The organism is Prescottella equi, assembly GCF_020171745.1.
Classification (GTDB): domain Bacteria; phylum Actinomycetota; class Actinomycetes; order Mycobacteriales; family Mycobacteriaceae; genus Prescottella; species Prescottella equi_A.
The window spans coordinates 151,059-165,856 of record NZ_JAIVAH010000020.1 but is presented as its reverse complement, the minus strand read 5'-3'; the positions used below and the strand labels follow the sequence as shown (position 1 = coordinate 165,856).

Here is a 14,798-nt window from a genome sequence, read left to right as displayed (position 1 = left end):
GTGACAAGAATCGTCGCCGGCCGTGCCGGAGGCAGGCGTTTGAAGGTACCCGCGAGCGGGACCCGTCCGACGTCCGAACGAGTCCGCGAGGCCCTGTTCAGCTCGCTCGACAGCCGCATCGACCTCGAGGGCGCCGCCGTGCTCGACCTGTACGCAGGTTCCGGCGCCCTCGGGCTCGAGGCGCTCTCGCGGGGCGCCGACCACGTGCTGCTGGTCGAGTCGGATGCGAAGGCCGCCGCCGTCATCAAGCAGAACGTGACGACGGTCGGCCTGCCGGGCGCGGTGGTGCGCACGGCGCCGGTCGCGGCGGTCGTGGGCGGTACCGCCGAGCGCGAATTCGACATCGTGTTCGCCGATCCGCCGTACGCGGTGACCGAGGATGCGGTGACCTCCGCACTGTCCGATCTCGTCGCGCACGGCTGGGTGGGGGAGGGCTCGGTGGTCGTCGTCGAACGGTCGTCGCGCTCACCCGAGACCGCGTGGCCCGACGGCATGCGACCGGAGCGGGTCAAGCGCTACGGCGAGACCAGAATCGAGGTCGCCACCTGCTACGGTCTGGAGCCATGACTGGCGCCGTCTGCCCCGGATCCTTCGACCCCGTGACGAACGGTCACCTCGACGTGATCGGACGTGCCGCGGCACTGTTCGACGAAGTGATCGTCACTGTGATGATCAACAAGAGCAAGCGCGGTCTCTTCACTGTCGAGGAACGCATCGAGATGCTCGAGGACGCCACCAGCGACCTGCCCAACGTGCGGGTCGCGTCGTGGCACGGGCTGCTGGTGGATTACGCCAAGTCCCAAGGGATCTCGGCGATCGTCAAGGGCCTGCGCGGCGCCAACGACTTCGACTACGAGTTGCAGATGGCGCAGATGAACCAGAAGCTCTCCGGCGTCGACACGCTCTTCATTCCCACCAACCCCACCTACAGCTTCCTCTCCAGCTCGCTGGTCAAGGAGGTCGCGACGTTCGGCGGGGACGTGGCGGACATGGTCCCGGAGAAGGTGCACGCGCGGCTCGTGGCTCGGCTCGCCGAGCGGGCCTCCGACAAGGGCTGACGAAGGGCTGACGAAGGCCTCGGAGAAGGCCTGACGAACTCCTTCGGCCGACACACCGGCCGCGCGGCGGCCGGTGTGCGTCGACTGGGGCAGACTGTTTCTCAGCACCAGCGATGACATCCGACGATTGGGGTTGTGCGTGTACCGGGTATTCGAGGCACTCGACGAGCTTGTCGCGATCGTCGAGGAGGCGCGTGGAGTTCCGATGACCGCGGGGTGCGTCGTGCCGCGGGGCGACGTCCTCGAGCTGCTCGACGACGTCCGGGACGCGATTCCCGGTGAGCTGGACGACGCCCAGGACGTCCTCGACCACAAGGACAAGTTGGTCGGCGACGCCCGGCAGAGCTCCGAGCAGATGGTGACGGCCGCGAACACGCAGGCTCACGAGACGGTCACCGACGCACGGGAGAACGCGGACCGGATCCTCTCGGACGCCAAGGCTCAGGCGGACCGTATGGTCGCCGAGGCACGCTCGCATGCCGAGCAGTTGGTCCACGACGCGCGCGACGAAGCGGACGCGACGGTCGCCGAGGGTCAGCGCGAGTACGACTCGCTGACCGGTCGCGCGCGGGCCGAGTCCGATCGCATGATCGAGACCGGCAAGGCGTCGTACGAGCGCTCCGTTGCGGACGGTATCGCCGAGCAGGAGCGACTGGTGTCGCAGGCCGAGGTGGTCCAGGCCGCCAACGCGGAGTCCGCGCGCGTGATCGACGCGGCCCACGCCGAGTCGGATCGCCTGCGCTCGGAGTGTGATCTGTACGTCGACACCAAACTCGCGGAATTCGAGGACTTCCTGAACGGCACCATCCGGTCCGTCGGGCGTGGTCGCCAGCAGTTGCGGACCGGCACCGGCGTGCCGGACTACGACGCCGGCTACGGCGAACGCCGGCGGTAGAACTCGCCGGTCCGGCGGCCGATCGACCGCCGATTTCGCCTACCCGCGGTTCATCGCGTACCGTGGAGTGGTTGCCCTACCCTGTTCTTCCTGAAAGAGATTCCGGTGTCATCCCATCATCGCAAGGCCTCGCGTCCCACGAGGGACGAGGGTTTCGTGCTGGATACGATCTCGTTGGGTCGTCGTCCCGGTTCGATGCGTACGGTGTCGCGGGTTGTCCCGGCACGCTCGAGGATCGGTCTCGACCTGGTCGCGATCGAACAAGGTACGGACGTGACTTTCGATCTGCGGCTCGAGTCGGTCTCCGAGGGTGTCCTCGTCACCGGTTCCGTCAGCGCGGACACGGTGGGCGAGTGCTCGCGGTGCCTCGAGCCGTTCACCGACTCGGTGAACATCTACCTCACGGAACTGTTCGCATATCCGGACAGTGCCACCGAGGAGACCACCGAGGAGGACGAAATCTACCGGGTCGTGGACGACGAGATCGACCTCGAACCGGTGATCGTCGATGCAGTCGGACTGGCGCTTCCGCTCCAGCCGTTGTGCAGCGACGATTGTGAGGGATTGTGTCCCGAATGCGGCATTCGCCTGGCGATTGCGGAATCCGGGCACGGTCATGAAATAATGGATCCTCGCTGGGCTGGGCTCGCAGCCAAATTCGGTGCAGGATCCGACGCCAGCAATGCAACTGCTGATGCCAGCAAGATCAACGAGGAGAAGTAGACGTGGCTGTTCCCAAGCGCAGAATGTCGCGGTCCAACACGAGGTCGCGACGGAGCCAGTGGAAGACCACTGCGCCCACCCTCATCACCTGCCCGAACCGTGCGTGCGGCGAGAAGACGCTGCCCCACGTTGCGTGCCCGTCCTGCGGCACCTACAAGGGCCGTCAGGTTACCGCAGCGGTCTAGTCTGCTAAGTCGCGCTGTGACCAGCAAAAAAAGCAATACAGCACACGCCGGCGGCGAGGAAGATCACGGATCTCTCCTCGTCGCCCTTGGCGTTCCTCTGACGGAGGATCTGCTGACGCTCGCGTTGACCCATCGCTCGTACGCGTACGAGCACGGCGGGTTGCCGACCAACGAGCGTCTCGAGTTCCTCGGTGATTCGGTCCTGGGACTGACGATCACCGAGCGGCTCTACACGGCCCATCCCGAGAAGTCCGAGGGTGAGCTCGCCAAGATCCGCGCCAGCATCGTCAACATGCACGCCCTCGCCGAAGTCGCGCGTGACCTGGGGCCCGGTGGCCTCGGCGCGCACCTGCTCCTCGGTAAGGGTGAGGAGATGACGGGCGGCCGTGACAAGCCGAGCATCCTCGCCGACGGCATGGAGTCGCTGCTCGGGGCGATCCACCTCGAACACGGAATCGACACTGCCCGACGGGTTGTGCTCGACCTGTTCTCCGATCTGCTCGCGCGCGCCCCGAAGCTCGGCGCCGGCCTGGACTGGAAGACCAGCCTCCAGGAGTTGACGGCCGAGCGCGGTATCGGTGTCCCGTCGTACGAGATCACTGCGACCGGTCCCGACCACGACAAGGAGTTCACCGCGACGGTCGTCGTCGGCGGCGACGCCTTCGGTGTCGGCGTGGGCCGTTCGAAGAAGGAAGCCGAGCAGAAGGCCGCCAGCACCGCGTGGAGCGCGCTGTCGGAGGCCGGGCAGTCCGTCCTACCCGACGAAACCGTCGTCGAGTCCTAGCCGGTACAGGTCGAGGACGCAGCGTGCCGGAACTTCCCGAGGTCGAGGTCGTCCGACGGGGCCTCGAGGCCCACGTCGTCGGACACACCATCGCCGACGTCGAGGTCCTGCATCCGCGTGCGGTGCGCCGGCATCTGCCGGGCTCCCTCGACCTCGCCGGGCGTCTCGAAGGCCAGACGGTGGTGTCGGCCGAGCGCCGCGGCAAGTACCTGTGGCTCGTCCTCGAACCGAGTTCCGTCGCGATCGTCGTCCATCTGGGGATGAGCGGGCAGATGCTCGTGCAGGATCCGACGGTGCCCGACGAGAAGCACCTCCGGATCCGGGCGCGCCTCGAGTCCGGCATCGACCTGCGCTTCGTCGACCAGCGGACCTTCGGGGGGTGGGCGCTGGCCGACCTCGTGACCGTCGACGGCACCGTCGTGCCGGACTCGGTCGCGCACATCGCCCGTGATCCGCTCGATCCACGTTTCGACCCCGATGTCGTCGTGAAGACGTTGCGCGCCAAGCACACCGAGATCAAGCGCGCCCTCCTCGACCAGACCGTGGTGTCCGGGGTGGGCAACATCTACGCCGACGAAGCGTTGTGGCGGGCCGAGATTCACGGCAACCGTCCCACCGACAGACTCAGCGGCCCGCGGTTGCGACTCCTGCTCGACGCGGCCCGAGACGTCATGATCGAGGCACTCGACCAGGGCGGCACGTCGTTCGATGCGTTGTACGTCAACGTCAACGGCCAGTCCGGCTATTTCGACCGGTCCCTCCACGCCTACGGGCAGGAGGACCTGCCGTGCGGGCGCTGCGGGGCACCGATCCGCCGCGAGAAGTTCATGAACCGCTCGTCCTACAGCTGTCCCCGGTGTCAGCCACGTCCGCGACTCGTTCGCGGATGACGTCGGCGATCACTCGAGCCGCCTCGTCCGCGCGGGATTCGGGAAGCCGCGCGTAACCGCACAGCAGCCCCCGCGGTCCGTCCGGGCCCGCTCGGTACGCGCCCAGGCCGCGGACGACGACGCCGCGCCGACCGATCTCGTCGGCGACCGCGGTGTCGTCGACATCGTCCGGAAGGTGCAGCGCCACATGCAGTCCGGCCTCCACACCCATGGGCTCCACGTCGGGTAGGTGCGCCCGCAGCGCATCGACGAACGCTTGCCTGCGGGCCGCGTACGTCCGCGACGTCCGGGCGAGATGCCTGGTGAGAGCGCCCGATTCGATGAATCTCGCGAACGCGTCCGCCGTGACGGCGCAGGCGGTCTCGCCGCTCACCGCGAGGGCGTCGTGCACGCGGGGCAGCAGGGCTGCCGGGGGGACGAGCCACGCGAGTCGCAGCGACGGCGAGAGAATCTTCGACGCCGTGCCGACGTACGCCACCTGCGCGCGTCCGCCCTCGATTGCGCGCAGTGCGGGCAGCGTTGCGACGCCGTACCGGAATTCGCCGTCGTAGTCGTCCTCGACGATCAGTCGACCCGTCGCGGTGGCGTCGGCGACGAGTGCCGCCCGGCGGGCCGCCGACAGCCGCGAGCCCATCGGATACTGGTGCGCCGGTGTGCAGTACACCGCGGCGTCGGCAGGGCGCAGGGCTGTGGGATCGATGCCGTCGAGGTCGACCGGGACGGGACGGATTCGGGCGCCGGTGGCCGCGAGCGCCGCTCGGGCCTTCGCGTAGCCGGGATCCTCGAACGCGATCTGTTTCCCGGGCAGGTTCGCGGCGTTGACGAGGGTTCGCAGGGCTGCGAGTGCTCCGGGTACCACGACGATCTCGTCGGCGTCCGCCACGATCCCGCGGGTGCGGCGCAGGTGCACCGCGAGCGCCTCGCGCAGTCGCCGATGTCCTCCCGGGCCGGGCGGGGTGTTCGGTACGGGTCCGGCGGTCGCCGCGCGCCATGCCGAGCGCCAGTCCCGCGGGGAGATCAGGTCGGTGTCCGGGTAGCCGGGGGAGAGATCCAGTGTGGCGGCGCGGTGAGCGGGGCGGGACGACACCGTCGCCTCCGCTGTCGGGGTGACGTGCGGCGTCACGCCGGCGTGGGCGGCGACATCGGCGCCGGCCGCGACCCGGGTACCCGATCCGGCCCGGGAGTCGACGAAGCCGGCGGCGGCGAGTTCGTCGTACGCGTCGACGACGGCGGAACGTGACACGCCCAGTTCGGCGGCGAGGACTCTGCTGGCGGGCAGGAGGTCCCCGGGTCCGAGTGCGCCGGCGCGCAGCGCTGTGACCATCGCCCCGGCGATCCGCTGCCGGAGCGGCTCGTCGGTGTCGGGCAGCGTGAGGTGCAGGGTCGACGTGCGTGAGATCCGGGCCACACCGAGCAGAATACTGGTCTGGTCAAAGCGTCGAATCTGGACCTGTTGTAGCGGCCACTAATTGGCCAGGGTGGTCGGTATGACCAACACGACAGCCCTGTGCCGCATCGGACGACTCTCCGAACGCTCCCGCGATTCCCGCGCCGACCTGGACTCGGTGCTCGACGCCTGTGCCTTCGGCACGCTCGCGACCGTCGTCGACGGCCGACCGTGGGCCGTGCCGATGCTCTACGCCCGCGTCGGCGACCGGATCCTGCTGCACGGATCGACGGGGGCCGGTGCGTTGCGGCACGTCGCGGCCGGCGCGCCCGCATCGCTGTGCGTGACGCTTCTCGACGGAATCGTCGTGGCAGACAACCTCTTCAACTCCTCCGCGAACTATCGATCCGCGGTCGTGTACGGCAACCTCGCACCGCTCGAGCGGGCCGAGGCCGAGTCCGCGCTCGTCGAACTGTCGGATTCGCTCATCCCGGGCCGCAGCGCCGAGGTGCGCGCGTCGACCCGCAAGGAACTGGCGGCGACCCTCACGATCGCCCTGCCGATCGACCCCGGCCACTGGACGGTCAAGGTGCGCGCCGCGCCGCCGAGCGAGGGCGACGCCGATCCGCGGGTGTGGGCGGGTGTGGTGCCGCTGCGAACGGTTGCGGGCGAACCGATCCGCGCCCCGTGGGTGGACGAGGGTGTGCCGGTGCCCGCGTCGGTGAACGCGTTGCTGGACGGCGCGTAAAGATCGCGTCAATGCGTTCAGATTCCGGCGTCAGCAGAGCGTCAGGGCGACGTTCGCGGGTTCGAAACGGGTGCACCCTCCAGTAGGCGCCCGAGTTGCGGCGCTCCACGTCGCGCCGTCGTCAGGCGCGCCCTACGAGGAAGTCGGAAGAGGAACGTCATGGCTGATTTGGCCTACGTCGGGTTGATCATCGGAGTGTTCGCCGTCTGTGCGCTGGTGCTGCGTGGTCTGCAGACGAGGAGTGTCAGGTGACGGTCGCCGGGACGGTCAGTGTCGCCGTCGTCGTGATCGCCGCCGCACTGGTGATCTACCTGCTCATCGCGCTCCTGAACCCCGAGCGGTTCTAGTCCTCGAGAGGTCTGATACATGAATCCCGCTCTCGCAGCGGGACTGCAGATAGCACTGGTCGTTGCCGTGCTAGCGATTCTGTACGTCCCCGTCGGTGACTACATGGCGAAGGTCTACACCACCGACACAGATCTCCGGTCCGGCGATCTGCGCATCGAATCCCTCCTGTACCGGCTGTGCCGGATCAATCCCCGCACCGAACAGACCTGGTACGGCTACGCCGGCAGCCTGCTCGGCTTCTCGGCCGCGAGCGTGCTGCTGCTGTACTTCCTGCAGCGGATCCAGGGAGTGCTGCCGCTCAGCGGCGGCCTGGAGGGCGTGAGTCCCGCCGTCGCGTTCAACACCGCGGCGTCGTTCGTCGCCAACACCAACTGGCAGTCGTATGTCCCGGAGACGACGATGAGCCACCTGACGCAGGCCGCCGGCCTGGCGGTCCAGAACTTCGTGTCCGCCGCGGTCGGCATGGCCGTGGCCGCCGCGCTGATCCGCGGATTCGTCCGGGTCTCGCGCGGCGGTGAGATCGGCAACTTCTGGGTCGATCTCACCCGTGGCTGCCTGCGCATCCTGCTGCCCTTCGCGTTCGTGATCGCCCTGATCCTGCTGAGCCAGGGGGTGATCCAGTCGTTCCGGACCGGATTCTCGTCCACCGGACTCGACGGGAACGCCGTCACCAACGCGCTCGCCCCGGTGGCGTCGCAGGAGGCGATCAAGGAACTCGGCACCAACGGCGGTGGCATCCTGGCCGCCAACTCGGCGCACCCGTTCGAGAACCCCACCCCGATCACCAACATCGTCGAGATCCTCGCGATCCTGCTGATCCCGGTGAGTCTCACCCGCACGTTCGGCACGATGGTCGGCGATCGCCGGCAGGGCCTGACGCTCCTCGCCGTCATGTCGACGCTGTTCTTCGGACTGCTCGCGGTGACCCTCGCAGCCGAGTCCGGGGCGCGCGGCGTCGCAGCCAACGCCGCCGGATCGATGATGGAGGGCAAGGAAGTTCGCTTCGGAATCCCCGGTTCGGCACTGTTCGCGGTGGCCACGACCGGGACGAGCACCGGCGCGGTGAACTCCGCGCACGACAGCATGTCTCCGCTCGGAGGCGGTGCGGTGCTGCTGAACATGCTGCTCGGCGAGATCGCACCCGGCGGCGTCGGCACCGGTATGTACGGCATCCTCGTGCTCGCCCTGATCGCCGTCTTCGTGGGCGGCCTGCTGGTCGGGCGCACCCCCGAATACCTCGGAAAGAAGCTGGGGCAGCGGGAGATCACGCTCGCGGCGCTGTCGGTGCTCGTGATGCCCGCCCTGGTGCTCGTCGGCACCGGCATCACCGTCATCCTCGGTTCCACCGTCGGATACCTCGGCAACAGTGGCGATCCCGGAACCCCCGGCTCGATCCACGGCTTCACCGAGGTGCTCTACGCGTTCGCGTCGGCGTCGAACAACAACGGCAGCGCGTTCGGCGGACTCACGGTCACGAGCGACTGGTTCCAGTCCGCGCTCGGCGTCTGCATGCTGCTGGGACGCTTCCTGCCGATCCTGTTCGTCCTCGCGCTCGCGGGATCGCTGTCGGCGCAGCGCAAGACACCCGCCGGCGCGGGCACCCTGCCCACGTCCGGCCCCATGTTCACGGGACTGCTCACCGGCACCGTCGTGCTGGTCGCGGCTCTCACCTTCTTCCCGGCCCTCGCTCTCGGGCCCATCTCGGAGGCCCTGCAATGAGTCTTCAAACCCACACGACGGTCCCTGTGACCGACGTCCGAACCGACGTGCCCGACGAGGATTCCTCGCACGGTCACTCTCCGGTCAAGGCCGGAATCTTCAGCCCCCGGCAGCTGATCACGTCGCTGCCCGGCGCGGTGCGCAAACTCGACCCGCGACACCAAGCCCGCAACCCGGTGATGTTCGTCGTCCTCGTCGGGTCCGTCGTGACCACGGTGATGGCGATCGCGCAGCCGACGGTGTTCTCGTGGGCGATCGCCGCGTGGCTCTGGTTCACGGTGATCTTCGCGAACCTGGCCGAGTCCGTGGCCGAGGGGCGCGGCAAGGCGCAGGCGGCGAGCCTGCGGAAGGTGAAGCAGGACACGGTCGCCCGACGGATCACGCCGTCCGGCGCGGTCGAGGAGGTCTCGGCCACCTCGCTCGTGATCGGCGACACGGTGGTGGTCGAGGCGGGCGAGGTCATCCCCGGTGACGGCGACGTCGTCGAGGGCATCGCGACCGTCGACGAGTCGGCCATCACCGGCGAATCCGCGCCGGTCGTGCGCGAGTCCGGTGGTGATCGGTGTGCGGTCACCGGTGGCACCACGGTGCTGTCGGACCGGATCGTCGTGCAGATCACGTGTGCGCCGGGGCAGTCGTTCGTGGACCGGATGATCGCGCTCGTCGAGGGCGCATCGCGCAAGAAGACGCCCAACGAGATCGCGCTGAACATCCTGCTCGCGTCGCTCACGATCATCTTCCTGCTCGCTGTGGTCGCGATCGGGCCGATGGGCCAGTACGCCGGCCAGGAGCAGGACCCGATCAAACTCATCGCGCTGCTGGTCTGCCTGATCCCCACCACGATCGGTGCGTTGCTGTCCGCGATCGGCATCGCCGGCATGGACCGCCTGGTGCAGCGCAACGTGCTGGCCATGTCGGGCCGGGCGGTCGAGGCCGCCGGCGACATCGACACGCTGCTGATGGACAAGACCGGCACCATCACGTTCGGCAACCGCCGCGCCACCGCGCTCTACCCGGCCCCGGGCCGTTCGGAGGACGAACTGGCCGCCGCGGCACGGCTGTCCAGCCTTGCCGACGGCACCCCCGAGGGGCGCAGCATCGTCGAGTTGTGCGCCGAGAGGTTCGGGCTCCGGGCCGACGCCACCGACCACGAGCGCGCCGCCGAGTTCGTCCCGTTCACGGCGCAGACGCGCATGAGTGGACTCGACATCGCGACGGCGGCAGGGCCGCAGCAGATCCGCAAGGGCGCCGGTGACGCCGTGCTGGCGTGGGTGGCCGGCTACGGTGCGGCGGTCGATCCGGCCGTGTCGGACTCCGTCGAGAAGGTCGCGCTCGCGGGTGGCACCCCGCTCGTGGTGGCGATCGCCGAACGCGGCACCGCGACGGTCCTCGGCGTGATCGCGCTCACCGACGTCGTCAAGCCGGGTATCGCCGAGCGCTTCGCCGAGCTGCGCGCCATGGGAATCCGCACCGTGATGGTGACCGGCGACAACCCGCTCACCGCGCGGGCCATCGCCGAGGAGGCCGGCGTCGACGACTTCATCGCCGAGGCCACGCCCGAGGACAAGCTCGAGCGGATCCGGCAGGAGCAGGAGGGCGGGCGCCTCGTCGCGATGACCGGCGACGGCACCAACGACGCCCCCGCCCTGGCTCAGGCCGACGTCGGCGTCGCGATGAACACCGGCACGTCGGCCGCGAAGGAGGCCGGCAACATGGTGGATCTCGACTCGGATCCCACCAAGCTGATCGAGGTCGTCGAGATCGGCAAGCAGTTGCTGATCACCCGCGGTGCGCTCACGACGTTCTCACTCGCCAACGACCTCGCGAAGTACTTCGCGATCCTGCCGGCACTGTTCAGCGCGATCTACCCGCAGCTCGCGGTACTGAACATCATGCACCTGGCGACTCCGCAGTCGGCGATCCTGTCCGCGGTCATCTTCAACGCGCTCGTCATCATCGGTCTGATCCCGTTGGCGCTCAGGGGTGTTCGCTACCGTCCGGCGGCGGCGTCGAAGCTGCTGGGCCGGAACCTGTTGATCTACGGTGTGGGCGGTGTCGTCACCCCCTTCATCGGCATCTGGCTGATCGACCTCGTCGTCCGCCTCATTCCTGGAATCGGGTGAAATTGCAATGAGATTCGCTATCGGTTTCCTCAAGCAGGTGTGGGCCGGGCTGCTGGTGCTGCTCGCGCTCACGGCGATCCTCGGGGTTCTGTATCCGGCCGCGGTGTGGGGTGTCGGGCGCATCAGTTCGGGGTCCGCGGAGGGCTCCCCGGTCACCGACGCCGCGGGGTGCGTCGTGGGCAGCCGCTGGGTCGGGGTGGATCCGCAGGTCGCGGACGGCGAGCCGGATCCGTTCTTCCACAATCGGGTTGTCGGTTCCGTCGCCGACGAGGACCCGTTCGCGACCGGCGATCCCGCCGCCGCTCTGCCGAGCAATCAAGGCCCCAGCAGTGAGGTGCTCGCCGGCTTCATCGAGGCACGTCGTGCCGCGGTCGCCGAGCGGGAGGGCGTGGCCCCACAGGACGTCCCGGTGGACGCGGTGACCGGATCCGGGTCCGGCATCGACCCGCACATCTCGCCCGCCTACGCGAACCTGCAGGTTCCTCGGGTCGCAAAGGTCACCGGGCTCACCGAGGACCGCGTCCAGGACCTCGTCGCGCAGCACACCGACGGCCGTCAGCTCGGATTCCTCGGCGCCGAGCGGGTGAACGTGCTCGAACTCAACGTCGCGCTCGGACTGACCGCACCTGGATGCAATGCGGCCTCCGCGGGTGAATGATGGCGTTGTGAGCAGTCCCGAGCAGTACCGCGCACGGCGCCGCGGCGAGTTGCGGATCTATCTCGGTGCGGCGCCGGGCGTCGGCAAGACGTACGCGATGCTCGGGGAGGCGCATCGGCGTCTCGAACGTGGCGGTGACGTGGTCGCGGCCGTGGTGGAAACCCACGGCCGCGCCCGCACCGCCGAGCAGGCTGCGGGTCTCGAGTTGATCCCGCCGAAGCTCGTCGAGTACCGCGGCACGGCGATGCCGGAACTGGATGTGGAGGCGGTGCTCGCCCGGCGGCCCGCGGTGGTGCTGGTCGACGAACTCGCGCACACCAACACCCCGGGCAGCCGCAACGAGAAACGCTGGCAGGACGTCTACGAACTGCTCGAAGCCGGCATCGACGTGCTCTCCACGCTCAATGTCCAGCATCTCGAGAGTCTCAACGACGTGGTGCAGCAGATCACCGGGGTGACGCAGCAGGAGACCGTGCCGGACGCGGTCGTGCGGGCCGCCTCGCAGGTGGAGCTCGTCGACATCACCCCGGAGGCGCTGCGGCGCAGGCTCTCTCACGGCAATGTGTACTCGGCAGAGAAGGTCGACGCGGCGCTCGGCAACTACTTCCGGCGCGGAAATCTCACGGCGCTGCGCGAACTCGCGTTGCTGTGGGTCGCGGACCAGGTGGACGCCGCGCTCGCGAAGTACCGGGCCGAGAACAAGATCACCGACACGTGGGAGGCGCGCGAACGGGTCGTCGTCGCCGTCACCGGGGGACCCGAGTCCGAGACCCTCGTGCGCCGCGCGAGCCGCATCGCCGGCAAGGCGAGCGCGGAACTGATGGTCGTGCACGTGGTCCGGGGCGACGGCATCGAAGGGGTGGCCGCCGCCGAGATGGGGAAGGTGCGCAAGCTCGCCACGAGCATCGGTGCGAGCCTGCACAGCGTCGTCGGCGACGACGTGCCGACGACGCTGCTCGAGTTCGCCCGCGAGGTCAACGCCACCCAGTTGGTCATCGGGACGTCGCGGCGGTCGCGGTGGGCCCGCATCCTCGACGAGGGGATCGGGGCGGCGATAGTCCAGCAGTCCGAGAAGATCGACGTCCACATGGTCACGCACGACGAGGCCGCGACCCGGCACCGGATCTCGTTCCTCGGCCGCGGCGAACGACGCGCGGTCTCGTGGCTCGCCGCCGTCGTCGTTCCCTCGATCGCCGCCGTCCTGATGGGGCTGATCGACCGCTTCGCCGGGGTGGGCGGGCAGAACGCGCTTTTCTTCGTCGTCGTGCTCGTGGTGGCACTGCTCGGCGGCGTCGGCCCCGCGATCGTGTCGGCGCTGATCTCGGGGCTGCTCCTCAACTACTTCTTCACCGCCCCGCTCTACAGCTTCACCATCGCCCAGCCCGACAACTTCATCACCACGATCGTGCTGCTGGTGGTCGCGGTCGCGGTGGCGATCCTCGTCGACGCGGCGGCCAAACGCAGCCGGGAGGCGAGGCGGGCGTCGCAGGAGGCGGAACTGCTCGCGCTGTTCGCCGGATCGGTGCTGCGCGGCGCGGACCTGCCGGCGCTCCTCGAGAAGGTGCGCGAAACGTACTCGCAGACCGGGGTCAGCGTCGTCCGGCGCGGGGAGGGTGTCGTCAGCGCCGCGGGACCGTCGGCGCCGAGCACGATCGACGAGGCCGGCACGGTCTGCGAGGTGAGCGACGGCGAGTACGCGCTGCTGCTCGCGGGTGAGGAACTGGGCGCCCGTGACCGCAAGGTCCTCTACGCCGTCGCGAACCAGGCCGTGGGCCTGATCCGGCAGCGGCAGCTCGCGGAGGAGGCAAGCAAGGCGCAGGCCCTCGCGGAGGCCGACCGGCTGCGCCGGTCGCTGCTGTCGGCGGTCAGCCACGACCTGCGCACCCCGCTCGCGGCCGTCAAGGCCGCGGTGTCGAGTCTGCGCAGCGACGACGTCGAGTTCTCGCCCGAGGACACCGCGGAACTGCTCGCGACCGTGGAGGAGTCCACCGATCAGCTGACCGCCCTGGTCGGGAACCTGCTCGACTCCTCGCGGCTCGCCGCGGGCGTCGTGAAGCCGACGCTGCGCCGGGTCTATCTCGAGGAGGTGGTGCACCGGGCGCTGGTCGGGGCGGGGTTCGGTGGTCCCGGCTCCGCGCGTCGGGTCCGCGACCAGGTCAAGGTCGAGGTGGGCGACGCCGCGGTGATGGCGGACGCCGGTCTGCTCGAGCGCGTGATCGCGAACCTGGTCGACAACGCGCTGCGCTACGCGCCCGACGAACCGGTCCGGATCGGTGCGGCAAGGGCGGGGGACCTGATGACGATCACCGTCGCCGACACCGGACCGGGACTGGCCCGAGGCACACACGAGCAGGTCTTCGACGCCTTCCAGCGGCTCGGCGACCGCGACAACACCGTGGGGGTGGGGCTCGGGTTGTCGGTGGTCAAGGGATTCGTCGAGGCGATGGGCGGCACGGTCGGGGTCACCGACACCCCCGGTGGAGGGCTGACGATGATCGTCGAACTGGATGCGGCACCCGCGGGTGCCGAGGAAGCGAAAGGGGCCCGATGACGCGGGTGCTGGTGGTGGACGACGAGCCGCAGATCCTGCGGGCGCTGCGGATCAATCTCAGTGTCCGGGGCTACGAGGTGACGACCGCGTCGACCGGGGCGGCGGCGCTACGTGCGGCGGCCGAGCGACACCCCGAGGTGATCGTCCTCGATCTCGGCCTGCCCGACATCGACGGCATCGAGGTGCTGGCCGGGCTGCGCGGGTGGTGCACGGCGCCGGTGATCGTGCTGTCGGCGCGGACCGACTCGTCGGACAAGGTGGAGGCGCTCGACGCGGGCGCCGACGACTACGTCACCAAACCGTTCGGGATGGACGAGTTCCTGGCGCGACTGCGAGCCGCGGTCCGTCGCGGCGCCGCGGCCGCCGAAACCGGAGAACCCGTCGTCGTGACCGATTCGTTCACGGTCGACCTGGCCTCGAAGAAGGTCACTCGAGATGGGGCCGAAGTGCACTTGACACCCACCGAGTGGGGCATGCTCGAGATGCTCGTCCGGAACAAGGGCAAGCTCGTCGGGCAGAAGGAACTGCTCCGCGAGGTGTGGGGACCGGCGTACGCCACCGAGACGCACTACCTGCGGGTTTACCTGGCTCAGTTGCGTCGCAAGCTCGAGGTCGATCCGTCGAAGCCTCGCCACCTGCTGACCGAGACCGGCATGGGATATCGATTCCAGGTGTAGCAACTAACGGTCGGTTCGGGACTGGCGGACTGGACGAGCGTCCCGCATAGTC

Annotated in this window: 15 protein-coding genes; 14 read left to right on the top strand and 1 reads right to left on the bottom strand. The window is 69.0% G+C overall.

Going from position 1 to position 14,798, the window contains the following annotated elements; all coding sequences use genetic code 11:
• From rsmD to mutM, 7 genes are all read left to right on the top strand, one after another.
• The gene (rsmD, locus tag LCL87_RS17515) at nt 1-567 is read left to right on the top strand and encodes a 16S rRNA (guanine(966)-N(2))-methyltransferase RsmD (protein ID WP_225021879.1); all 567 of its coding nucleotides are present in this window, start codon (nt 1-3) and stop codon (nt 565-567) included.
• Nucleotides 564-1,058, top strand: coding sequence for a pantetheine-phosphate adenylyltransferase (coaD, locus tag LCL87_RS17510; protein WP_225021878.1), 495 nt, complete (start codon nt 564-566; stop codon nt 1,056-1,058). Before rsmD ends, coaD begins: the two co-directional genes overlap by 4 nt.
• A 139-nt stretch (nt 1,059-1,197) precedes the next feature.
• Entirely contained in the window at nt 1,198-1,953 is a 756-nt protein-coding gene (locus LCL87_RS17505; protein ID WP_225021876.1) for a DivIVA domain-containing protein, read from the top strand.
• A 156-nt stretch (nt 1,954-2,109) separates the two neighbouring features.
• Nucleotides 2,110-2,676: a YceD family protein gene (locus tag LCL87_RS17500; RefSeq protein WP_225021874.1), complete on the top strand. Its 567-nt coding sequence runs from the start codon at nt 2,110-2,112 to the stop codon at nt 2,674-2,676.
• A gap of 2 nt (nt 2,677-2,678) precedes the next feature.
• Nucleotides 2,679-2,861, top strand: a complete 183-nt coding sequence (rpmF, locus tag LCL87_RS17495) for a 50S ribosomal protein L32 (RefSeq protein ID WP_005512081.1) — start codon at nt 2,679-2,681, stop codon at nt 2,859-2,861.
• A 16-nt stretch (nt 2,862-2,877) separates the two neighbouring features.
• Nucleotides 2,878-3,645: a ribonuclease III gene (rnc, locus tag LCL87_RS17490; RefSeq protein ID WP_225021872.1), complete on the top strand. Its 768-nt coding sequence runs from the start codon at nt 2,878-2,880 to the stop codon at nt 3,643-3,645.
• Between the two features lie 23 nt (nt 3,646-3,668).
• On the top strand, nt 3,669-4,535 hold the full coding sequence (gene mutM, locus LCL87_RS17485; protein ID WP_225021870.1) for a bifunctional DNA-formamidopyrimidine glycosylase/DNA-(apurinic or apyrimidinic site) lyase: 867 nt from the start codon (nt 3,669-3,671) through the stop codon (nt 4,533-4,535).
• Here the strand turns inward: mutM and pdxR are convergent.
• Nucleotides 4,471-5,943: a MocR-like pyridoxine biosynthesis transcription factor PdxR gene (gene pdxR / locus LCL87_RS17480; RefSeq protein WP_225021868.1), complete on the bottom strand. Its 1,473-nt coding sequence runs from the start codon at nt 5,941-5,943 to the stop codon at nt 4,471-4,473. The genes mutM and pdxR overlap by 65 nt on opposite strands.
• Nucleotides 5,944-6,022: 79 nt before the next feature.
• Between pdxR and LCL87_RS17475 the strand changes: the two genes are divergently transcribed.
• From LCL87_RS17475 to LCL87_RS17445, 7 genes are all read left to right on the top strand, one after another.
• Nucleotides 6,023-6,670, top strand: coding sequence for a pyridoxamine 5'-phosphate oxidase family protein (locus tag LCL87_RS17475; RefSeq protein ID WP_225021867.1), 648 nt, complete (start codon nt 6,023-6,025; stop codon nt 6,668-6,670).
• A 248-nt stretch (nt 6,671-6,918) separates the two neighbouring features.
• Nucleotides 6,919-7,017 carry a K(+)-transporting ATPase subunit F gene (kdpF, locus tag LCL87_RS25955; protein WP_145272899.1) on the top strand — a complete coding sequence of 33 codons (99 nt, stop codon included), beginning with the start codon at nt 6,919-6,921 and terminating at the stop codon, nt 7,015-7,017.
• 19 nt (nt 7,018-7,036) lie between these two features.
• A complete protein-coding gene (gene kdpA, locus LCL87_RS17465; protein ID WP_225021865.1) occupies nt 7,037-8,737 on the top strand; it encodes a potassium-transporting ATPase subunit KdpA in 1,701 nt (566 codons plus the stop codon).
• On the top strand, nt 8,734-10,860 hold the full coding sequence (gene kdpB / locus LCL87_RS17460; protein ID WP_225021863.1) for a potassium-transporting ATPase subunit KdpB: 2,127 nt from the start codon (nt 8,734-8,736) through the stop codon (nt 10,858-10,860). Before kdpA ends, kdpB begins: the two co-directional genes overlap by 4 nt.
• A gap of 7 nt (nt 10,861-10,867) precedes the next feature.
• Nucleotides 10,868-11,518, top strand: a complete 651-nt coding sequence (locus LCL87_RS17455; RefSeq protein ID WP_225021861.1) for a potassium-transporting ATPase subunit C — start codon at nt 10,868-10,870, stop codon at nt 11,516-11,518.
• Entirely contained in the window at nt 11,496-14,069 is a 2,574-nt protein-coding gene (locus tag LCL87_RS17450) for a sensor histidine kinase (protein WP_225021859.1), read from the top strand. Before LCL87_RS17455 ends, LCL87_RS17450 begins: the two co-directional genes overlap by 23 nt.
• Nucleotides 14,066-14,746: a response regulator gene (locus tag LCL87_RS17445; RefSeq protein ID WP_225021857.1), complete on the top strand. Its 681-nt coding sequence runs from the start codon at nt 14,066-14,068 to the stop codon at nt 14,744-14,746. The genes LCL87_RS17450 and LCL87_RS17445 overlap by 4 nt, the downstream gene beginning before the upstream one ends.
• The last annotated feature ends 52 nt before the right edge of the window (nt 14,747-14,798 follow it).

Bases quoted from the DNA above. Each gene is read 5' to 3' on its own strand.
- coaD (WP_225021878.1), top strand. From the start codon at position 564: ATGACTGGCGCCGTCTGCCCCGGATCCTTCGACCCCGTGACGAACGGT.
- LCL87_RS17475 (WP_225021867.1), top strand. From the start codon at position 6,023: ATGACCAACACGACAGCCCTGTGCCGCATCGGACGACTCTCCGAACGC.
- kdpA (WP_225021865.1), top strand. From the start codon at position 7,037: ATGAATCCCGCTCTCGCAGCGGGACTGCAGATAGCACTGGTCGTTGCC.
- kdpB (WP_225021863.1), top strand. From the start codon at position 8,734: ATGAGTCTTCAAACCCACACGACGGTCCCTGTGACCGACGTCCGAACC.
- LCL87_RS17455 (WP_225021861.1), top strand. From the start codon at position 10,868: ATGAGATTCGCTATCGGTTTCCTCAAGCAGGTGTGGGCCGGGCTGCTG.
- LCL87_RS17450 (WP_225021859.1), top strand. From the start codon at position 11,496: ATGCGGCCTCCGCGGGTGAATGATGGCGTTGTGAGCAGTCCCGAGCAG.
- LCL87_RS17445 (WP_225021857.1), top strand. From the start codon at position 14,066: ATGACGCGGGTGCTGGTGGTGGACGACGAGCCGCAGATCCTGCGGGCG.